This window comes from Pseudoduganella sp. GW821-FHT12E03, from assembly GCF_058807115.1.
This window is the reverse complement of record NZ_JBXAQJ010000009.1, coordinates 209,954-232,832: the sequence shown is the minus strand read 5'-3', so window position 1 is coordinate 232,832 and position 22,879 is coordinate 209,954. Positions and strand designations below refer to the sequence as shown.

12 protein-coding genes are annotated in these 22,879 nt (G+C 63.0%); 10 read left to right on the top strand and 2 right to left on the bottom strand.

Translation table 11 applies throughout. The features are described 5' to 3' along the window. The first annotated feature begins 127 nt into the window (after positions 1 to 127). The 6 genes from AC1RRC_RS23055 (at position 128) to AC1RRC_RS23030 (ending at position 5,372) form a co-directional block, all read left to right on the top strand. Positions 128 to 1,516, top strand: coding sequence for a replicative DNA helicase (locus AC1RRC_RS23055; protein WP_493057872.1), 1,389 nt, complete (start codon positions 128 to 130; stop codon positions 1,514 to 1,516). Between the two features lie 100 nt (positions 1,517 to 1,616). After that, positions 1,617 to 2,243, top strand: coding sequence for a DUF47 domain-containing protein (locus tag AC1RRC_RS23050; protein WP_493057871.1), 627 nt, complete (start codon positions 1,617 to 1,619; stop codon positions 2,241 to 2,243). 27 nt (positions 2,244 to 2,270) lie between these two features. Next, positions 2,271 to 3,281: an inorganic phosphate transporter gene (locus tag AC1RRC_RS23045; protein ID WP_493057870.1), complete on the top strand. Its 1,011-nt coding sequence runs from the start codon at positions 2,271 to 2,273 to the stop codon at positions 3,279 to 3,281. A gap of 112 nt (positions 3,282 to 3,393) precedes the next feature. After that, the gene (locus AC1RRC_RS23040; protein ID WP_493057869.1) at positions 3,394 to 4,374 is read left to right on the top strand and encodes a bile acid:sodium symporter family protein; all 981 of its coding nucleotides are present in this window, start codon (positions 3,394 to 3,396) and stop codon (positions 4,372 to 4,374) included. Next, positions 4,375 to 4,854, top strand: a complete 480-nt coding sequence (locus tag AC1RRC_RS23035) for a GNAT family N-acetyltransferase (RefSeq protein WP_493057868.1) — start codon at positions 4,375 to 4,377, stop codon at positions 4,852 to 4,854. It abuts the gene before it with no gap. Continuing rightward, positions 4,851 to 5,372: a DUF2939 domain-containing protein gene (locus tag AC1RRC_RS23030; RefSeq protein ID WP_493057867.1), complete on the top strand. Its 522-nt coding sequence runs from the start codon at positions 4,851 to 4,853 to the stop codon at positions 5,370 to 5,372. The genes AC1RRC_RS23035 and AC1RRC_RS23030 overlap by 4 nt, the downstream gene beginning before the upstream one ends. Positions 5,373 to 5,387: 15 nt before the next feature. Here AC1RRC_RS23030 and AC1RRC_RS23025 read toward each other — a convergent pair whose 3' ends face one another. Then, positions 5,388 to 7,745 (bottom strand): GspE/PulE family protein, encoded by a 2,358-nt coding sequence (locus AC1RRC_RS23025; RefSeq protein WP_493057866.1) that lies wholly within the window; start codon positions 7,743 to 7,745, stop codon positions 5,388 to 5,390. A 7-nt stretch (positions 7,746 to 7,752) separates the two neighbouring features. Beyond that, on the bottom strand, positions 7,753 to 8,649 hold the full coding sequence (locus AC1RRC_RS23020) for an MBL fold metallo-hydrolase (RefSeq protein WP_493057865.1): 897 nt from the start codon (positions 8,647 to 8,649) through the stop codon (positions 7,753 to 7,755). Between the two features lie 246 nt (positions 8,650 to 8,895). On the opposite strand from AC1RRC_RS23020, the gene AC1RRC_RS23015 reads away from it, so the two are divergent. From AC1RRC_RS23015 to AC1RRC_RS23000, 4 genes are all read left to right on the top strand, one after another. Beyond that, entirely contained in the window at positions 8,896 to 10,554 is a 1,659-nt protein-coding gene (locus AC1RRC_RS23015; protein WP_493057864.1) for an HD domain-containing phosphohydrolase, read from the top strand. 93 nt (positions 10,555 to 10,647) lie between these two features. After that, positions 10,648 to 12,861, top strand: a complete 2,214-nt coding sequence (locus AC1RRC_RS23010; protein WP_493058016.1) for a CHASE2 domain-containing protein — start codon at positions 10,648 to 10,650, stop codon at positions 12,859 to 12,861. Positions 12,862 to 13,029: 168 nt separating this feature from the next. Next, a complete protein-coding gene (locus tag AC1RRC_RS23005) occupies positions 13,030 to 14,133 on the top strand; it encodes a ShlB/FhaC/HecB family hemolysin secretion/activation protein (protein WP_493057863.1) in 1,104 nt (367 codons plus the stop codon). Positions 14,134 to 14,164: 31 nt separating this feature from the next. After that, positions 14,165 to 22,879, top strand: a complete 8,715-nt coding sequence (locus tag AC1RRC_RS23000) for a beta strand repeat-containing protein (RefSeq protein ID WP_493057862.1) — start codon at positions 14,165 to 14,167, stop codon at positions 22,877 to 22,879.

The window sequence follows — 22,879 nt, the reverse complement described above, 5'->3', positions numbered from 1 at the left end:
TAAAGGTAGACTTGTTGTACAAATAGAAAAGCCGGGCTTGTCCCGGCTTTTTTATTGCAACCAACTAAGGCAAGTTGTGGTTTTTTAACGTGAAATTCACAACTGTTAGCAGGTATAATTCGCGACCATGAGCACCCCAGCATCCGATCCCCAGGTAGATTCGCTACGCATTCCGCCGCATTCGATCGAGGCAGAACAGTCCGTTATTGGCGGCCTGCTGCGCGACAATGCCGCGTTCGACCGCATTGCGGATTTGCTGAATGCGGATGACTTTTACCGCTACGACCACCGCATCATTTACGAGCAGGTGATCCGCCTGATCAACTCGTCCAAGCCGGCCGACGTCATCACTGTGTTTGAAGCGATGACGATGCTGGGCAAGCAGGATGATATCGGCGGCCTCGCGTACTTGAACGCGATGGCGCAAAACACGCCGTCCGCCGCCAACATCCGCCGCTATGCGGAAATCGTGCGCGACCGCGGCATCTTGCGCAAACTCGTGACCGTGGCGGATCAGATTTCCGGCGATGCGTTCAATCCGCAAGGCAAGGAAGTCAAGCAAATGCTGGACGAGGCGGAGTCCAAGATTTTCGCGATTGCCGAACAGGGCGCCCGTGGCGCGGTCGGCTGGCTGCCGGTGCAGCCGCTGCTGACCCAGGTGGTCGAGCGCATCGACGAACTGTACAGCCGTGACAATTCCAGTGAAATCACGGGGGTGCCAACCGGCTTTGCCGACCTCGACAAGATGACTTCCGGCTTGCAGCCGGGCGACCTGGTGATTGTTGCTGGCCGTCCATCGATGGGCAAGACCGCGTTCTCCGTGAATATCGGCGAGAACGTGGCGATCGAAGCCGGCTTGCCGGTGGCGATCTTTTCGATGGAGATGGGCGGCGCCCAGCTGGCCATGCGTATGCTGGGTTCGGTCGGTGAGCTGGATCAGCACCGCCTGCGGACCGGCAAGCTGATCGATGAAGACTGGCCGCGCCTGACCCTGGCGATCCAGAAGATGAACGATGCGCAAGTGTTCATCGACGAGACGCCGGCATTGAACCCGATTGAAATGCGCGCCCGCGCGCGCCGTTTGTCGCGCCAGTGCGGCAAGCTGGGCCTGATCATCGTCGACTACCTGCAGCTGATGCAGGGTTCCAAGCCCGGCGATAACCGCGCGTCCGAGATTTCTGAAATCTCGCGCTCGCTGAAGGGCCTGGCGAAAGAGTTGCATTGCCCGCTGATCGCGCTGTCGCAGCTGAACCGCTCGCTGGAACAGCGCCCCAACAAGCGCCCCGTGATGTCGGACTTGCGTGAATCGGGCGCTATTGAGCAGGATGCGGACGTGATTATCTTCCTGTACCGCGATGAAGTGTATAACCCGGACTCGCCTGAAAAAGGCACCGCTGAAATCATTATCGGTAAACAGCGTAATGGTCCGATCGGCGCGATACGCCTGACCTGGCGCGGCATGTATACCAAGTTTGGCAATTACAGCGGTAGCTTGAGCACGTATCAGGGCGACTGATCCGGACGACTGTTTTACCTGAACCTACCCCCGCTATACCCCGCCGGCCGCTTCACATGGCGGCTGTCCGTAGTACTGATGTTCCTGAATGGAGAATGAAATGTTTGGACGCTTGATGCCCACCGAGGGCAAGTTTTTTGACCTGTTCAACCAGCACGCCGAATTGTGCGTCAAAGGCGCCAAGGAAATGGTTGGCCTGATGACCAACTTCGACGACCTGGAAAATCGCGTGCATGCGATTGAAGGTATCGAAAAACAGGCTGACAAAATTACCTACACCGTGGTCGACCTGCTGCACAAGACCTTCATCACGCCGATCGACCGCGACGACATCCACAAGCTGATCACCAAGATGGACGACATCCTGGACTTGATGGAAGACGCCGGCCAGACCGTGTCGCTGTACGACCTGCACGCCGTCACGCCGGAAGCCAAGCGCCTGGCCGAACTGGCGCTGTCCTGCACCGAAAAGGTCAAGGACGCCGTGGCCCTGCTGCACAACATGGACAACTCGCGCCAGATCGTCAGCATTTGCGAAGAGATCGACCGCCTGGAATCGGACGCCGACCATGTGATGCGCGCCGCCATGTCCAAGCTGTTCCGCGACGAACCGGACGTGCGCAACCTGATCAAGATGAAAGCCATTTACGAAATCCTGGAAACGGTGACGGACCGCTGCGAAGACGTGGCCAACATCATCGAAGGCATCATCGTCGAAAACGCGTAACGCCCGCACAACCCAAAAGATAATTTCATGCAAACTCTGGAAATAAGCATCTACGCGCTGGGCCTGTTGATTTTCCTCGCGCTGGTGTTTGACTTCATGAATGGCTTCCACGACGCGGCCAATGCGATCGCGACCGTGGTATCGACCGGCGTGCTGAAGCCGCAGTCGGCCGTGGCCATGGCAGCCTTCTTCAACTTTGTCGCCATCTTCGTGGTCGGACTGAAAGTCGCGACCACCATCGGCAAAGGAACCATCGACCCCGCTGTGGTGGACCACTATGTGATCTTCGGGGCGCTGGTGGGGGCCATCGTCTGGAATCTGATCACTTGGTACTACGGCATTCCATCGTCGTCGTCGCACGCGCTGATCGGCGGCCTGGTCGGCGCCGCGGTGGCCAAGTCCGGCACCGGCGCGCTGATCTCCGGCGGCCTGATCAAGACCGTGACCTTCATCGTGGTGGCGCCGCTGCTGGGCTTCGTGCTCGGTTCGCTGATCATGCTGATCGTGTCTTGGGTGTTTGTCCGCACCACGCCGCGCAAGGTCGATACCTGGTTCCGCCGCCTGCAGTTGGCGTCCGCGGCTGGTTACAGCCTGGGCCACGGCGGCAATGACGCGCAAAAGACCATGGGCATCATCTGGATGCTGCTGATCGCGACGGGCCACGTGGCCGCCGACGCGAAAGCACCGCCGGACTGGGTCATCATCGCCTGCTATGGCACGATTTCGTTTGGCACCTTGTTCGGTGGCTGGCGTATCGTGAAAACCATGGGCCAGAAAATCACCAAGCTGAAACCGGTCGGTGGCTTCTGCGCCGAGACCGGTGGCGCCTTCACCCTGCTGATGGCTTCGTTCTGGGGCGTGCCGGTCTCGACCACGCACACTATCACCGGCGCGATCGTCGGTGTCGGTTCGTCGCAAAAGATGTCGGCGGTGCGCTGGGGTGTCGCGGGCAACATCGTGTGGGCCTGGATCTTCACCATTCCGGCGTCGGCCTTCGTGGCGGCGATCGCGTGGTGGGTGGGTAAGCACATCATGTAATGACGGCCATGCGATTTAGCAAGTTGGGTGCCGGGCCTTCAGGCCGGGTATCCACGTAGCAAGAAACAAGGGAGCTTCGGCTCCCTTGTTTCTTGGCTGCTACAATGGCCGGATGTTGAGTTCTTTCCTGAACCGGATCAAGCCGGATTCCTTCACGCTGGCCCTGCTGGCCACCGTGGCCATTGCCACCGTGGCCCCGTGCACCGGCCAGCTGGCCGTCGCGTTCAGCGACATCACGGCCGTTGCCATTGCCGCATTGTTTTTCCTGCATGGCGCCAAGCTGCCCCGGGAAGCCATCATTGCCGGCATGACGCACTGGCGCTTGCATGTCACCGTGCTGGGCTTCACGTTCGTGCTGTTCCCGTTGCTGGGATTGCTGATGACGCCAATGATGGGCGCGGTACTGACGCCGGAGCTGACGATCGGCATGCTGTTCCTGTGCATGCTGCCGTCCACCGTACAGTCGTCGATCGCCTTCACCGCGATGGGCCGGGGCAATGTGCCGGCCGCCATCTGCAGCGCCTCGGCGTCGAATTTCATCGGCATCTTCCTGACCCCGCTGCTGGTGTCCGCCTTTGTCATGCAGGGCGCGGCGGGGCGCTCCGCCGGCGATGCGGTGCTGGCCATCGTGATCCAGCTGTTGCTGCCGTTCATTGCCGGCCAGTTGCTGCGGGGCTGGATCGGCGCCTGGGTCGACCGCCACAAGCCGGTCTTGAAATATGTGGACCAGGGCTCGATCTTGCTGGTGGTGTATACCGCCTTTTCCGAGGCGGTCAGCGAAGGCATCTGGAGCAAGCTGGGATTGCCGGCCCTGGCCAGCCTGCTCCTGGTGTGCTGCGTGCTGCTGGCGGTGGTGCTGTGGCTGACGGGGTATGTCAGCCGCCGCCTCGGCTTTTCGCGCGAAGATACCATCACGATCGTGTTTTGCGGTTCCAAAAAGAGCCTGGCGTCCGGTGTGCCGATGGCCAAAGTGCTGTTTGCCACCTCATCGCTGGGCATGGTCATTTTGCCGCTGATGCTGTTCCATCAAATCCAGCTGATGGTATGCGCCGTGCTGGCGCAGCGTTTCGGCAGCCGTTCCGAGGGAGAATAAATGGGCAATTCAGCAGGAAAACTGGCAATCGCACCGGAAGATCCGTCGTCGCCCGACGCTGTGCGGCTGATGGCGGAATTGTCCGCGGTGCTGGCCGCCATCACCGGCGACAGCGGGTTGTCGTCGTTCGGCCCGGACGATGTGCGGGTGCCGCGCTCGCGCTTCCTGGTGGCGCGCGACGACAAGGGCAGGGCGGTCGGCTGCGGCGCGTTGCGGCCGCAGGACGGCGCCGCGGCGGAAATCAAGCGCATGTATGCCGCGCAAGGCGGCGGCGGTGTGGGCGCCGCACTGCTGGCGGCGCTGGAGCAGGAAGCCGAGGCGCTGGGGTACCATGTGATCCGGCTGTCGACGCGTATTGTCAATACCCGCGCGGTGTCGTTTTACGAGCGGCACGGCTACCGCCTGATCCCGAACTTCGGCCGCTACAAAGGCAGCCATGACTCGGCCTGTTTTGAAAAGCAATTAATCCATCACGAATGAACCGCTTCCTGAAATTTACCGTGCCCGCCATCGCCCTGGCGGCCGGCGCGTGGCTGTATGCCACCCCCTACCTGGCCTTCCACGGCATGAAGAGCGCGGCGCAAGCGCGCGACGCGCAGCGCCTGTCCGGCTATATTGATTTCGTCGCCGTGAAGGCCGACCTGAAAGAGACGCTGAACGCGAAAATCACCGGCAACGCGCGCGCCAGCGACAACCCATTGGGCGCCATGGGGGCAGCGCTGGGCGCGATGGTCATCAACCCGATGGTCGACCTGTTCATCACACCGGAAGCCATCGCGGAAATGATGAAGGGGCACCAGCCGAAACTGGCCGGCCAGGGCGGTGGCGCCCCTGCCGATAACGATGCCAAGGCGGACACCACGATGGGTTACGAGGGGCTGAACCGCTTCGTGGTCGCGGTCCGCCGACAGGGCGACGAGGGCGAACCGCTTGCCATGGTGCTGCAGCGCGACGGCCTGGCGGGCTGGAAACTGGTGGCGCTGCGGCTGCCGCTGTGACGCCGCGTGGTCATGTTATTTGATGCAGACCGCCCGCACCATCTTGATGTCGGTAATTCCTAGCAGCACTTTTTCAATGCCATCCATTTTCAGGGTCAGCATGCCGTCTTCCAGTGCGGCGGCCAGCAGCTGGGCCACGCGGGCGTGTTCCTGCAGCAGTTTTTTCACCTTGTCGGACCCCAGCATCAGCTCGTGCAAGCCGACCCGGCCCTTGTAGCCCCGGTTGCATTCGTCGCAGCCCACCGCGCGGTACATGGTGAACTTGCCGTCCTTGTCGGTGTAGCGTTCGCGCCATCCCTTGAGCACGGCGGCGCGGCCGGCCTTGGCGTCTTTCTTGAAGCTTTCCGTGTTTTGCAATTCTTCGCAAAATTCCGTCAGCAGCAATTCCAGTTCGATCTCGGCCGGCTGGTAGGCTTCCTTGCAGTTGCCGCACAGCCGCTTGGCCAGGCGCTGCGCCAGGATGCCCAAGAGCGCATCGGCAAAATTGAACGGGTCCATGCCCATGTCCAGCAAGCGCACGATGGATTCCGGCGCGCTGTTGGTGTGCAGGGTGGCAAACACCAGGTGGCCGGTCAGTGACGCTTCAATGCCCATGCCGACGGTTTCCTTGTCGCGCATTTCACCGACCATGATGATGTCCGGGTCGGCCCGCAGGAACGCCCGCATCACCGTGGCGAAGTCGAGCCCCGCCTTGCGGTTGACCTGCACCTGGCGCAAGCCTTTCTGGGTGATTTCCACCGGGTCTTCCGCGGTCCAGATTTTCGTGTCCGGCGTGTTCAGGTAATTCAGCACCGAGTGCAGGGTGGTGGTCTTGCCGGAGCCGGTCGGGCCGCACACGAAAAACAGGCCATACGGCTTCTCGATCGCGGAGCGCAGGCGGTCCAGGTTGAACGGCAGCACCCCCAGCTTGTCGAGCGGGATCGGTTCGCCGGCGGCCAGGATCCGCATCACGATGTCTTCCACGCCCCCGGTGGACGGGATGGTGGCCACCCGCAATTCAATGTCGAGCGGGCCGTACTTCTTGAACTTGATTTTGCCGTCCTGCGGCTTGCGGCGCTCGGAAATATCGAGGTCGCACATGATCTTGATGCGGGCCACCAGCGCGCTACGGTAAGCGTGCGGGATTTCAATGTACGGCACCAGCGAGCCATCCTTGCGAAAGCGCACCCCGGTCTTGCCCTTGCCGGGCAGCGGTTCGATGTGGATGTCCGAGACGCCCTGGCGGTAGGCGTCGATAATGATCTTGTTGACCAGCTTGACCAGTTCATTCTCGACCGCTTCCGAGACCTGTTCCTGCTCGCCGCCTTCTTCATCCTGCTCGTCCAGGCCGGACAGTAATTCGCCGACCGTGCCGCTATCGCTGGCGGCGCCATAAAACTGGTCGACAGTCTGTTCGAATTCCAGGTTGGTGGTGACGCGGTAGACGATTTTCGAGCGCGGGAAAATCTGGTTGACGATGCGGGTATTGGCCACCTGTTCCGGGTCGGTCGCCAGCACCAGCAAGCCATCCTTGTTTTCTTCCAGCGGCAGCCACCAGCACTCTTCCACATATTGCCGCTTCAGGTTGCGCAGCAAGTCGATCGGCTTGATGCGGTCGGCTTTATATGGTTCGTACGGCACATTGAAGTGGCGTGACAGGGCCTGGCCCAGCACGGGCAGCTTCACGTGCATTTCCTTGAGCAGCACTTCTTCGACCGCGATGTCGTTCTTGCGCGCCGAGCGCGTCGCCATTTCCAGGTCGGCGGTGGAAATCACGGCATCGGACACCAGGCCGTCATATTTGGTGCGCACATATTGCGGCGGTTTCATGCGCTGGCTGAGCGCCACCGACAGGGTGTCGCACAGTTCCTTCACGCCATCGAGCGCGATTTGCGAAAACGGCCCGCCTTCGCGGTTGTTGATGAACTGGACCACGCCCAGCAATTCCTTCGACTGCACGGAAATCAACGGCGCCACCAGCATTTCACGGGTGCGGTAGCCGGTGCGCTGGTCCACGCCTTGCTGGAAGCGCAAGTCCGGCGACAGCCGCTTCAATTCGTTTTCATCGTAGACGTCGGTGATGTTGACGGTCTTGTGCGTCAGCGCCACGTAGCCGGCGATCGAGTGCGGCGTCACGGCCAGCTTGAGGTCGCGGAAGGTGGTCAGCCCGGTCTTGACCTTGGAGACGATGTAATCCTTCTCATGGTCCATCGCGTACAGCGTGAAGCGGTCGCAATTGAACAAGTCGCAGAACTCCATGCCCAGGTCGAGCATGATCTCATCGAGGTTGTTGGTGGCGTGGATCTTGGTGGTTACCGCATGGAGCTTTCTGAAGAACGCCAACCGCAGGTCAACCTCGCTGGGTTTTTGACTTAAATGGCCGGCGTCGTTCATGGTTTCCTTATAGTTCCACTTCCAGTCCCTCGTAGGCGAGGAACACTTGCAAGCCTTCCGGAATGATGGCCGCGTGGCGCGCCATCACTTCCGCGAACACGGCTTCCAGCTCGTCATCGCTGCGGGTTGGTTCGTGGTGCGTACAGTACAGCCGTTTGGCGCCGGCCTTGATGGCCATTGCCAGCGCGGAATCAAACGTGCCATGGCCCCAACCCTTTTTGGCCGGATATTCTTCGCGGGTGTAGGAACAGTCTACTATCATCGCGGTGACGCCGCGCACCATGTCTTCAATCGCGCGCACCCGTTCTTCGATGTGCAGCTGGTACGATGCGTGGTCGGGATGGTCTTCCGGGTAAATGTTGTAGTGCGGTTCATGATCGCCCGTGAAAAACACGGACTTGCCATTGCACTCGATGCGGTAGCCCAGGTCGATGACCGGGTGGTTCATCACCACATTGGACACTTGCGCATCGCCCACCATGATGGTTTCGCCCAGGCCCAGCGTGCGGTACTCGATGGTCGCGTCCATCTGCGTTTCGCTGACGGGGAAATAGCTGTTTTGCAGCTGAACGCCCATCACATGTTCAATGCCGTTGCCGGTATCCGGGTCGGTGGCGCCGTGCAGGCGCACGCGGCTGCCCTTGATGAACAGCGGCGTGAAAAATGGCAGGCCGTGGATATGGTCCCAGTGGCTATGGGTGATGAAGATGTTGGCGTGGACCGGTACTTTTTTTTGGGCGATCAGGGACTGCGCCAGCGCGAATATGCCGGTGCCGCCGTCAATCACAATCAGGGTGTCGTCATCACTGCGCACTTCGATACAGGTGGTATTGCCACCGTAGCGCGCAGTGCGCGGTCCGGGAGAGGGAATGGAACCCCGAACCCCCCAAAATTTGAATTTCATGCTCTAAGCCCCTAACCGTTCTTATTGTCCCGCACTTGCTCAGCTTCATCTTCATGGTTGAACAGGCAAGTGACAGTCAGAACCGATGATAGCCTTTTTTTCACGAAATCTGGGCCAAAAGTTGCGAATTTGAAGTACAAATCCCCTTTGGGGCACGGCAATGGGGGTATAACTGTAATTCCAATGTACAGCGGGCTGCACGGGAGCTAAACTGTCAATAATTACGTCTGGGCATCAAATTAAACCATGCAAGAGCTGAACCATACCCAAATTGCGCAGAGGCTGGACCAGCTGACCGAATTGAGCGTGGCGCTTGGCGCCAGCTACAACACGGACGAGCTGCTTGAGCGCATCCTGATGGTGGCCAAAAGCATGACCCATGCCGACGGCGGCACGCTGTACCGGCCCAGCGAGGACGGCCGCAGCCTGTGCTTCCACATTTCCGTCAACGACACCCTGGGTATCCGCCAGGGAGGCGCGCATGGCGACAAGATCGATATCCCCGCGGTGCCGCTGTATGACGAGCATGGCGACAAGAACCTGGCGTCGGTGGCGGCGTATTCCGCCAACTTCCGGTTGTCGGTCAATATCGAAGACGTGTACCAGGCCGACGTGTTTAACTTCTCCGGCATGCGCATGTTCGACCAGCAGCGCGGCTACCATTCGCAATCGTTCCTGACCGTGCCGATGGCCGACCACGAAGGCGAACTGGTCGGCGTGTTGCAACTGATTAACGCCAAGGATCCCGTCACCGGCGACATCCTGGCGTTCACGCCGACCGACCAGCGGTTCATTGAAGCGCTGGCGGCCCAGGCGGCGGTGGCCATCACCAACCAGCGCCTGATCCTGCAGCTGGAAGAATTGCTGGAGTCCCTGGTCAACCTGATCAATATCGGCATCGATGAAAAGTCGCCGTACACCGGGCGCCACTGCCAGTTCGTGCCGGAACTGACGATGATGCTGGCCGAGGCGGTGCACAATGCGGACAGCGGGCCGATGGCCGACTTCCGCATGACCGACGCCGACCGCAAGGAACTGTGGCTGGCGGGCCTGCTGCACGATTGCGGCAAGATCACCACGCCGGTCCATGTGGTGGATAAAGCCACCAAGCTGGAAACCATTTTCGACCGTATCCACACGGTATCGACCCGTTTCGAAGTGCTGATGCGCGATGCGGAAATCCGCGCCCTGAAAGCCAAGCTGGCCGGTGGCGACCACGCCGCCATCGACGCGCAACTGGCGGAAGACCTGGCGCGGATCGAAGCGGACCGCCAGTTCCTGCGCGCGGCCAACATCGGCGGCGAGGGCATGAAGCCGGATGACCAGGAACGGGTGCGCCAGCTGGCGAAACTGCGCTGGCTGGGGCCCGTCATCCAGAAGAAGGAGCCGGGCGGCGAAGAGCCGCCGTTCGTGCGCATCGAACAGGATTTCCTGACCCAGGAGGAAGTCGACAACCTGACCATCCGGTTTGGCACCCTGACCGATCCGGAGCGCAAGGAAATCAACAACCACATCGTCATGACGATCCGCATGCTGGAGTCGCTGCCGTGGCCGAAGCACTTGCAGAACGTGCCGGAATACGCGGGCGGCCACCACGAGCGCATGGACGGCAAAGGCTATCCGCGCGGCCTGACCAAGGACCAGATGTCGGTGCAGGCCCGCATCATGGCCATTGCCGACATCTTCGAAGCGCTGATGGCGCGCGACCGCCCGTACAAGAAGGGCAAGATGATGTCCGAAGCGATGCGCATCCTTGGCAACTTCAGCCTGAACGGCCATATCGATCCGGACTTGTTCGACATCTTCGTGCGGCAAAAAGTGTACCTGGCCTTCGCGCAGAAAAACGTCGACGAACGGCAGCGCGATTTCATCGACGAATCGAAAATCCCGGGCTATACGCCCTGATCACCGGCGCAAGGAGTTGGCGTGCCCCTGAAAATTTCCGGATTCACGGACAAGGCAGTCAAGTCGCTGCAAAAGTATTACCAGCGCTGGCTGATGGGGCTGGTGCTGACCTTGCTGGCTTGCCTGCAGTTGACCGGGGTGCTGCATCTGGAAACCATCGACCGGATGGAAACCGCCGTGGCCGATTTCCGTATGCGGCTGGAAAAGGCGGAACTCGATCCGCGCATCGTCATCGTCGATATTGACAGTAAAAGTCTGACCGAGGTGGGGCGTTTCCCCTGGAGCCGCAACCACGTGGCGGACCTGGTACGCCAGTTGACGGAAAAGTACCAGGTCAGCGCGATCGGCTTCGACGTCTCGTTCCCGGAACCCGATACCAGTTCCGGCTATGGCGTGCTGCAAAAGCTGGCGCAAAACGAATTGAAGCAGGTGCCGGGACTGCAATCCCAGTTGCAGCGCCTGGAATCGGCCATGGATTACGATGGCTTGCTGGCCGCCGCCATGAAAGACCGGCCCGTGGTGCTGGGCTATAACCTGTCCGGCACGGAAACCAAGGGCGTCTTGCCCGAGCCCGCGTTTACCGAGGAAAAACTCAATGGCAGGGCGCTGACAGCGCTGGAGACGCGCGGCTACGAAGGCAATATCCAGCGCTTGCAGGATGCCGCCGCCACGGCCGGCAGTTTCTCCGTGGTGACCGATCCGGACGGCGTGGTGCGCAGCACGGCACTGCTGCAAAAGGTGGGGACCGGTTATTACTCCACTCTGTCGCTGGCCACGGTGGCGGTTGCCGTGGGGGCGCATGCCATCGCGCCTTACCTGGAAGGCACGGTCGATACGCTGTCCGAGAGTGAAAAAGACAGCGGCGGCATCGACAAGATCGCCATGTTCAGCAAAGAGGGAAACCGGCTGATCCCGGTGGGGGACGGCCTGATCACTCGGGTGCAATTCCGTGGCAGGGGCGGGCCGGATGGCGGCGCATTCCGCTACGTGTCCGCGGTCGATGTGATGACGGGGAAAGTGCCGCAGGACGTCCTGGAAGGCGCCATTGTGCTGGTTGGCACGACCGCGCCGGGCTTGAACGACTTGCGGGCCACGCCGGTCAATGCGGAATACCCCGGGGTGGAAATCCACGCCAATATCATCAAATCGATCCTCGACGACCAGTTCAAGGTGCGACCTGATTTTTGGCTGACGATCGAGCTGGGATTCGTGCTGGCGATGGGGCTGCTGCTGACGTTCGCGCTGCCGGTTCTGTCGCCGCTGTGGGCGATCATGCTGTCGCTGGCCGCCATGGCGGCGGCGGCGGCGGTCAATTACTACTTTTATGTGCACCTGGACTGGGCGCTGGGCCTGGCGCTGGTCCTGCTGCTGGCGGCCGGCCTGTTTGTCGCCAATGTCGCCTGGGGCTACTTCTTCGAAGTGCGGCGCGGGCTGGCGCTGGTGTCGCGTTTCGGCGAATACGTGGCGCCGGAACTGGTGGCCGAGATGGCGGAAGACCCGGAAAAGTACAACATGGATGGCGAAAGCCGCGAACTGACGGTGCTGTTCGTCGACGTGCGCGGCTTTACCACGATTTCCGAAGGCTTGACGCCGAAACAGCTGCGCGAATACATCAATATTTACCTGACCGCGATGTCCAAGGATATCCGTGACTACTATCGCGGAACCCTGGACAAGTACATCGGCGACGCCGTGATGGCGTTCTGGGGCGCGCCGGTGGCGTTCCCCGACCACGCCAGCCGGGGCGTGGCCACCGCGCTGAAAATGCAGGAAAGCGCCCATAAGCTCAATGACGACTTTATCAAGCGCGGCTGGCCGGAACTGAAAATCGGTATCGGCTTGAATTCGGGCCCGATGCACGTGGGCGACATGGGTTCGGAAATCCGCCGCGCCTACACCGTGATGGGCGACGCCGTGAACCTGGGCTCGCGCCTGGAAGGCATCACCAAGGTCTATGGCGTCGGTATTTGCGTGGGCGAAGTCACGCGTCATGCCGCCACCGAATTCGCGTACCGTGAATTGGACCTGGTGAAAGTCAAGGGCAAGAACGAACCGGTGGCGATTTTTGAACCGGTCGGCCTGGACAAGGATTTGCCGGAAGCCGACAAGGCGGAAATCGCCCGCTGGAACGAGGCGCTGGCGCTGGTGCGCGGGCAGCAGTGGGATGCCGCCCAGACCATGCTCGAAGCGCTCAACGCCGCCCATGCCCGGGGCTTGTACACCCTGTACCTGGAGCGCATCGCGATCTACCGCGAACATCCGCCGGGCGACGACTGGGATGGCGTGACCAAGTTTGAAACGAAGTAGCCGCCTCGATAACACACGGCGCTGAAAGTGTCTCCCGCCTGCATCAAGCCGCCCGAAAATTGCGGACTTCAATCCTAAATCGGACTAAACTTAAAGTAACAACCATTTCTTATTAGCCAAATTATCAGATGGCTACCGGAGGTGGTTGCGCTGCTGTCCGGAGGCATCATGAGGTGTCGCATTGCGCACATGCTGGCTGCAACGGCCTTCGCCGCTGCCGCAGGCATCGCACACGCCGCCTCCGCCACAATTTCCGATGAGCAGGATAAAAAGGACGACAGGCCCAGCCTGACGGGGACGGCGGTACTGGATAACAGCGCCAGCAACGTGCGCGCAGGTGTTCAGCTTGGCTATTCCATTCCATTGGCCGGTAACACGCTCGATGTCTATGGCAGCTGGTCGCAGGCCGGCACTCGCTACGGCGGTCCGGCCGGACCCGGGTTGCAAGGCTGGCCGGGCGGATCAAGCAGCGCGGCGGACAGCGAGCGCCGGCTGTGGGACGGTCCCGGCAAAGGCGCGGCCGTCGGTGTGCGCTGGAACCGGATGCTGGCGTCCGGCGGTGGGTATGAATCGCGGCTCAGCCTCGGCGCCGATGTGCGCGGCTACCGCGCCAACGGTCCACTCCTGGAGGTGGAACCGGGCAACGACGTCACCGTCGCGCCCTTGAGCGTGAACGTCAGCGGCAACTGGACCTTGAACGAGGGCACCGTGAGTGGATCTGTCACCTGGCTGCACAATATTGGCGCCCCGCGCGGCCACCAGGATGACATTGCACGCCTGCGGCCCGGCGCCAGCGCCAATTACAGCATCTTGCGCCTGGCGGGCCAGTTGACCCGCGACTTGCCCAGCGATTTCCAGGTCCGTGCCGGGGTCCGGGGCCAATACACCAGTGACGTGCTATTGCCGGGCGAACAGTTCGGCGCTGGCGGCGCCGGCGGCGGCTTGCTGGTGCGCGGCTTCAATGACCGCGCGCTGGCGCGTGACAGTGGCCTGGCCGCGCATGTGGAACTGTATTCGCCGGAATGGTGCGGCGCCTATATGCGCTGGCGTTGCCGCGCGCTGGTGTTTTACGACAAAGGCTATTTCCGCAGCAACCGCGACTTGCCCGGCGAGTTGCGCAGCAACACGGTGCGCAGCATCGGCGTCGGCGTGCGCATGAACATTTATAAAAATGTAGACCTGCAAGTGGACTATGGCCGCGTGGTCCGGTCCAGCATCGTTCCGCAAGAAGACAAGAACCGCCTGCACGTGCGACTCGGCATGCGCTGGTGATCCCGCCACAGCAAACATAGGAAGGCAAGCGATGAATCTCCATCCCGTCCATCACGGACTGCGCCGCAAAGTGCTCGTTGTCCTGATCGCCGCCTGCTATACCTCCGCATCAGCCAACCCCACCGCCCCGCAAGTCATCGCCGGGCAGGCCAGCTTCCAGCAGAGCGGCAACCTGTTTTCCATCACGAATTCCCCCAACGCGATCATCAACTGGCAAAGTTTTTCCATCGCGCCCAATGAGATCACGCGGTTTATCCAGCAAAACGCCGACAGCCGGGTCCTGAACCGCATCACCGGGCAAGATCCCAGCCGCATCCTCGGCGCGCTGCAATCGAACGGCCACGTGTACCTGATCAATCCGAACGGCGTCCTGTTCGGCAAGGGCGCGCGGGTCGATGTGCAGGGGCTGGTGGCGTCGTCGCTGGCGCTGTCCGACAACGACTTCCTGACGGGACGTCACCGCTTCACGGGTGTCAACGCGGGGAAAGTGTCGAACGAAGGCGCGATTGTCACGCCCAATGGCGGCAAGGTATTCCTGGTCGGCTCCAGTGTGGAGAACAGCGGCGTGATCACGTCGCCGCAGGGGGAAGTGGTGCTGGCGGCGGGCCACACGGTGCAACTGGTCGATTCAAGCGATCCGTCGGTGCACGTGGTGGTGTCGGCGCCGGATGGCCAAGCGGTCAATCTGGGCCAGGTGCTGGCCTCGGGCGGACGGGTGGGGATTTTTGGCGCGCTGGTCAACCAGCGCGGCAAGGTCAGCGCCGACAGCGCGCTGCGCACCGAGAGCGGCAAGATCGTTTTAAAGGCGTCCGGCACCACCTTGCTGGAAAAAGGCTCCAGCACCAGCGCGGTCAACAGCGCGGGGCAGGGCGGCGACATCCGGTTGCTGGGCCAGCGCGTTGGCCTGATGGACGATGCGCAAGTCGACGCCAGCGGTGAACAGGGCGGCGGCCAGGTCTTGATCGGCGGCGGCTACCAGGGCCAGGATGCGAAGGTAGCCAATGCGCAGCAAACCTATATCGGCGAGCAGGTGCAGGTACGCTCGAACGCGCTGGGCAATGGCAACGGCGGGCGCATCATCGCGTGGGGCGACAATGCCACGCGCGTCTATGGCAGCCTGTTCGCCCGTGGCGGCGCGCAGGGCGGCGACGGCGGCTTCATTGAAACTTCCGGCCATTACCTCGACATGCAGGGCAATGCCGATACCCGCGCGCCGCGCGGTAAAACCGGGCAGTTGCTGCTGGACCCGACCAATATCACGATTATCGGCGGCTCACCATCGAATGGCAGCAATGTGCAGGTGACCGGCAATGTGTTCGCGGAAGCCGGCAGCAGCACCGACAGCGAGCTCGATACGGGACGGCTGAATTCCGCACTGTCCGGCAACAACATCACGGTCACCACCGCCAACAGCGGCGCCGCCGCGGCTGGCAACCTGACGGTGGATTCATCCGCCACGATTAGCTGGGGCACGACCAACAAGCTGACCCTGCGGGCGGACAATAACATCGTCATCAATGGCGCCATCACCAACAGCAACGCGCCGGTCGAATTGAACGCCGTCGGCGGCTCGATTTCGCAGAGTTATCCGATCACCGCCGCCTCGCTGACCGCGACGGCGCCCGCCGGCAGCATCACCTTGAACCAGAGTGCGAACGCCATCAGCGGCGCCGTGACGGCCTCGGCCTCCGGCAACATCCTGCTGGCCGCGAACGCGCTCACCACCGGGACGGTGACCTCCAGCGGCGGCGGCATCATCCAGGCCGCCAGCACGTCCGGCGCGCTGACCATCAATGGCAATATCAGCAGCAATGGCGGCGCCATCACCCTCGAATCGTATTTCGGGTATGGCATTGCGACCGGCAGCAGCACGGCCATTTCCAGCGGCGGCGGCACGGTGATCCTGCGTGGCGACGCCATGGATTTGCAGGGGACTGTCAATGCCGGCGCCGGCGGCATTACCACGATTGCGCGCAGCACCAGCCAGTCGGTGCACCTGGGCGGCACGGAAGCCGATTCCAGCAATATCCTGGCGCTGACGGAAGCGGAAATCCAGCGCATGAACACCACCGGCGCGATTACCCTGACGAACAATGGGGTGACGGGCAGTCCGGACATCGAAGTCAATGCGTTGAATGTCGCGTCGTCGCACCCGACCGGCGCCTTCAATATCGTGGCGCAGGGCGATTCCGACATCAGCGTGCTGGGCAATGTTGCCACCAACGGTGTCCTGGTGGTGACCAGCGGCAATACCAGCACCTCGCGCATCACGCTCGATGGCTCGCTGACGTCGGCCAGCAGCGTGGTGATGTCCACCGGCTACCTGAACGCGAACCAGAACATCACGGCGCCCTCAATCGGCCTGGTGTCGAAAAACTCGATAGACGTGGGCGCGGTCAATGAAGCGGTCGGCGTGCTGAATATTCCGACCGCCATGCTGCCGCGCTTCAATACCACCAGTCTGCTGCTGCAGGTCGACAATACCATCACGACCGGCGATATCTCGTTCAGCCAGCCATTCTCGTGGACCGGCACATTGTTCCTGAATGCGAAGGACCAGTACAACACCGGCAATAACGCGATCAGCGTCTCCAGCCAGCTGGCGCTGGAAAATGGCACGTGGAACCAGGTCAGCGCCAGCCTGCCATCGCTGAGTGTGGCGAAACTGAAACTCACGCAGACCGCGTTTACCCGCGCCCTCGGTGGCGACGGCAGCAGCACCACGCCGTATCAGATCACGGACGTGTATGGTTTGCAGGGCGTGGGAACGGCCAGCAACACCCACAATTTCATCCTGGCCAATAACATCGACGCGTCATCCACCGCGACCTGGAACGGCAATACCGGCTTTGCCCCGATTGGCACCAGCACCCTGGCCTATGCCGGTATCTTCGACGGCAACAATAAAACCATTTCCGGCCTGACCATCAACCGCACCAGCCTTAATGGCGTTGGCCTGTTTGGCTACCTGGGCGCCGGCACGGTGAAAAACCTGACCCTGTCGGGCGGTTCCATCGCCGGGCAGCAAATGACGGGCGCGGTGGTGGGACAGATGACCAGTGGCGGCGGCCTGGTTTCCGGCGTGACCAGCAGCGTTCCCGTCTCCGGCACCTTTGCCGTGGGCGGCCTGGTCGGCGAGGCCGACCAGGGCACCATCACGGGTTCGTCCGCCACCGGCACGGTGAGTGGATCGGGGTCGTCCAGCCTGGCCAAGGTGGGCGGGCTGGTGGGATATAACGCCGGCGCGGCCATCACCAAGTCGTTTGCCACCGGCGCGGTCAGCACCGCGGCGGATGTGGCGGGTGGCCTGGTTGGCTACAACAGCGGCACCGTCACCAAATCGTATGCCACCGGCAGTGTGACGGGCGGCGGCCATGTCGGCGGGCTGGTTGGCTATAACGCCGGCAGCGTGACCGATGCCTATGCCACCGGCAGCGTCTCGGCCAATGCCACCGACAGCGGCGCCACCCATGCCGGGTTGGGCGGTCTGGCCGGCACGTCGACCGGCTCCCTGGCCACGTCGTACAGTACCGGGACGCTCAGCGCCGGCAGCTTTACCCTGGTGCATGGCGCGGTGGGCGACTATAACGATGGCACCGCGACCAACCTGTTCTGGAACAATGAGCAGAGCGGGGCTGGCGGCACGGACCCGGCCGCCACCGGCAGGACGGCGGCCCAGATGAAGCAGCAAGCGAGCTTCACCGGATTCGATTTCACCAATACCTGGCAACTGTACGACGCCACCACCAACCCCTTGCTGCGCGACTTCCTGGTGCCGCTGACGATCACCCTGACCGGGGGCACCACCAGCAAGACCTATGACGGTTCGGCGCAATCGTTCAACGCCACCCCGTCGTACAGCGGCTTTACCGGCGGCGATACCGAGTCCAGCCTGGGCGGTGGGCTGATCTGGGGCACCAGCGGCGCGCTGCACGCCGGTTCCTACACGCCTGGCGGCCTGTCGTCGACCAAATACAGCATTACCTATACCGGCGCCGCGTCGTCCCTGACGATTTCCCAGCGCCCGGTGACGGCGGTGTTCAGCGGCAGCAAAGTGTATGACGGCACCACGACGCTGGCGTCGCCAACCTACACGATCAGCAACGTGGTCCCCGCCGATACCTCCAACCTGACGCTGGATGGGAGCGCGTCGTTTGCCGACAAGAACGTCGGCACATCCAAGCCGATCACCCCCAGCGTGACGCTGGCTGGTTCCGCCGCTCCTGATTACACGCTGACGAGCACGTCGGGCACCGGCACCATCACGGCCGCGCCGCTGACCATCAGCGGCCTGACTGGCGTAAACCGCGTTTATGACGCCACCACGGCGGCCACGCTCAATACCGGCTCCGCCACCTTGTGTTGCAAGGCGACCGGCGATACCGTCACGGTCTCCTATACGCCGGGCTTCACCACGTTTGCCGACAAGCATGCAGGCACCGGCAAGGTCATCACGATCGGCAGTTCGGCATTTGCGCTCAGCGGCGCCGACGCCGGCAATTACACCATGACGCCGCCGACCGGCATCCTGGCCGACATCACGCCTGCGCCGCTGACCGTCAGCGGCCTGTCCGGCGTATCGCGCATCTATAACGCCACCACCACCGCCAGCGTGACCGGCACCGCCGCCCTCAGCGGCGTGCTGGGATCCGATGTGGTCAGCGTTGCCGGTTATGGCAACGGTACCTTTGCCGACAAGAATATCGGCACCGGCAAGGGCATCACCTTGCCGGGAAGCGCGTTCAGCCTGACCGGCGCCGACGCCGCCAATTACAGCGTGACGGCGCCCACCGGGCTGATGGCGAATGTGACCGCCGCGCCGCTGACGGTCAGCGGCGTCACCGCCAGCAACCGCACCTACGACGCCACGACCGTTGCCGGCCTGGCCGGCACGCCGGTGCTGTCCGGCATCTTCACGGTGGCCAGTGTGACCGACGACGTCAGCGCCAGCCCGACCCTGGGCAACGGCGCGTTTGCCGACAAGGCGGTCGGCACCGGCAAGGCGGTGAGCGCGCCCGGCAGCGTGATCACCCTGCTGGGCGCCGACGCGGGCAACTACACGGTGTCGGCGCTGACGGGCCTGACGGCCGATATCAGCCAGGCGTCGCTGACGGTGTCCGGCCTGACCGCCGCCAACCGCACCTACAACCAGAGCACGTCGGCATCGACCAGCGGTGGTTCGCTGGTTGGCCTGCTGGCCAGTGACGTGGTGACGCTGGGCAGCGTGACGGCGGACTTCGATACCAAGAATGTCGGCACCGGCAAGACCGTGACCGTGTCCAATGTGGCCACCAGCGGCGCGGATGCGGGCAATTACAGCGTGACCCTGCCGACCGGCCTGACGGCCAATATCACGCCGGCGATCCTGACGGTCAGCGGCATGACGGCCAACAGCCGCGTGTACGACGCCACCACCGTGGCCAGCACCACGGGCGGCGCGCTGGCTGGCATCCTGGGCGGCGAAGACGTGGCGATGGGCGCTGCCACCGCCGCCTTTGCGGACAAGAACGTCGGCACCGGCAAACCCGTGACGGTGTCGTCGATCGCGCTGACTGGCGCCGATGCCGGCAACTATTCGGTGACGTCGCCAACCGGCCTGACGGCCGCCATCACGGCCGCCGGCCTGACGGTCACCGGCGTCACGGGCACCTCGCGCGCCTACAACGGCGGCACCAGCGTCAATCTGGCCGGCACGCCATTGCTGGCCGGGGTGGCCGGCGGTGATACGGTGACGCTCAACGCGTCGCTGGGCACCGGCAATTTCGCCGACAAGCATATCGGTACCGCGAAAACCATCACGATACCGAACGGCGCCCTGACCATTACCGGCGCCGACGCCGCCAACTACACGCTGACCATTCCAACCGATGTGACGGCCGATGTGACGGCGGCCGGCGTGACGGTGTCGGGGCTTGCCGCCACCAGCCGCCCGTATAACGGCGGGACCAGTGTCGCCACCACGGGCGGCTCGCTGCTGGGCGTCATCGAAGGCGAGCTGGTCAGCATGGGCACGGTCACGGCGGACTTTGCCGATAAGAACGTCGGCACCAGCAAGCCCGTCACGGTGTCGCAAGTGCTGCTGACCGGCGCCGACGCGGGGAACTACACATTGACCTTGCCGACCGGCCTGACGGCCAACGTCACGGCGGCGGCGCTGACGGTCTCCGGCATTGCCGGCCTGTCCCGCGTGTATGACGGCACCACCGGCGCCAACACCAGTGGCGGCACCCTGTCGGGGGTGTTTGGCTCGGACGCGGTGGCGATCGGCGCCGTCTCGGCATCGTTTGCCAATAAAAACGTCGGCACCCTCAAACCGGTGACGGTCAGCGCCGTCAGCCTGACGGGCGCGGACGCCACCAATTACACGGTGACGGTGCCGACCGGTGTGACCGCAACGATTACGCCGGCCACGTTGACCATGCCCGGCATCACCGGCGTCGCGAAGCAGTACGACAACACCACGGCGGCCAGCACCACGGGCGGCGCGCTGGCGGGCGTGATCGGCAGTGACGTGGTGACGGCCGGCAGCTTCACGGCGACCTATGCGGACAAGAATGTCGGCACGGCCAAACCGCTGAGCCTGACCACGATCGCGCTGACGGGCACCGATGCGGCCAACTACACCCTGACGCAGCCAAGTGGCGTGACGGCGGACATTACGCAGCGGCCGCTGTCGACCTGGACCGGCGGCGCCGATCTGTTCTGGACCAACAGTAATAACTGGGCCGGCGGCGTTGCGCCGGATGGCGCCAACGTGGCGGCGGCCGTGTTGCCGCTGGCCAGTGGTGACGTGATCCTGAACACCGGTTCCGTCACCCTGGAAACCCTGACCGCGTCCAGTGGGCAGAAAGTCGTGATCAGTGGCGGTGCACTGACCTTGGGCATCAACGCCAGCCAGGCGTCGAACATTGCCGCCATGGACCTCAATAGCGGCAGCGTCAACGTGGTCGGGACGCTGAGCGGCTCCAATTACGTGCAGGCGGGCGGTGCGCTGGGCGGTTCCGGCGGCGTCACGTTCAGCAGCTTTGCGCAGGGCGGCGGCACGGTCAGCGGATTGGGTTCCCTGACCGTGACCAATAACTGGGCGCAAAGCGGCGGCACGTTCGCGATTCCCGGTACGCTGTCGATCCAGCAAAACACCGGCAGCCTGGCGATGCAAGCGACCACCGCGCAAACCAGCATCACGCTCGACGTGACGGAAGGCGGCAGTATTTCCCAGAGTGGCGCACTGATCACCAATGCGCTGTCGACCAATTCGCAGAACGGCGTTACCCTGACCAACAGCGGCAACCAGATCAAGGCGTACAGCGGCACCAACAGCAGTACCGGCGGCATTTCGCTGGTCAACACCACTGGCGGCAATGTCCTGGCGCTGGGCCCCGTGACCAGCACGAATGGCGGCATCACGGTCGACAATACCGGTTCCGGCGGCATCCATGTCAGCGGCACATTGAGTGCACCGACCGGCGCCATCCAGCTGACGGCCCACAGCCCGATCAATGTGTCGGCGGCGATCCAGGCCGACAGCATCGGCCTCGATGCCAGCACCAATATTTCGCTGTCGAGTGGATCGTCGCTGTCCGCCGTGCATAACATTACGCTTGGCGCGGGGAGCGGCATCGACCTCGATGGCGCGATTTCCAGCACCTCGGGTTCGGTCTCGATGGTGGCCAACACCGGTAATATCGTGGCCACCAGCGGCACGTCGATCAACAGCCCGGGCGGCGTCAGCATGACTACCGTCACCGGTTCGGTGACGGCGGCCAACTCGATCTTCGCCAGCGGCACCACGCCGACGATCAATGACGCGGCAGCCGTTGCCGCCGCCAAGGCCGCCGCCGAAGAAGCCGCCGCCAAGGCTGCGGCGGAAGCGGCCGCGAAGAAAGCCGCGGAAGAGGCGGCCGCCAAGGCCGCGGCGGAAGCCGCCGCGAAGAAAGCGGCGGAAGAAGCGGCGGCCAAGGCTGCGGCGGAAGCGGCCGCGCAGAAAGCGGCGGAAGAAGCGGCCGCGAAGAAAGCGGCGGAAGAAGCCGCCGCCAAAGCGGCAGTGGAAGCGGCCGCGAAGAAAGCGGCGGAAGAGGCCGCCGCGAAGGCCGCGGCGGAAGCGGCTGCGCAAAAAGCCGCCGAAGAAGCCGCCGCCAAGGCTGCGGCGGAAGCGGCGGCCAAGGCGGCGGAAGAAGCGGCGGCCAAAGCAGCAGCCGAAGCAGCGGCCAAGGCGGCGGAGGAAGCGGCAGCCCAGGCGGCGGCCAAGGCGGCGGAAGAGGCGGCCGCCAAGGCTGCAGCGGAAGCGGCCGCCAAGGCGGCCGAGGAAGCCGCTGCCAAGGCTGCGGCGGAAGCCGCCGCCAAGAAAGCCGCAGCGGAAGCGGCCGCCAAGGCAGCAGCGGAAGCCGCGGCGAAGGCGGCGGCCGAAGCGGCGGCCAAGAAAGCCGCGGAAGAGGCGGCCGCCAAGGCGGCAGCGGAAGCGGCGGCGCAGGCGCAGCAGACCAAGGAAGCGGAACCCGTCCGCGAAGCCATCAATACCGCCGTGAATTTGATTAATACGGCGGCCAACAACGTGGTCGACACCACGCCCGCCAACACCGCCACCGGCGGTGGCGGCGGCGCTTCATCGGCCAGTTCGTCGTCGAGTTCTTCGTCCGACAGCAAGTCGGACAGCGATTCCAAGAAAGAGGAGAAAAAGGATGGCGTTGCCCCACAGGACAGCGCGCCTAAGAAAGATGAACCCGTCAAAAAAATGTATTGCAACTGA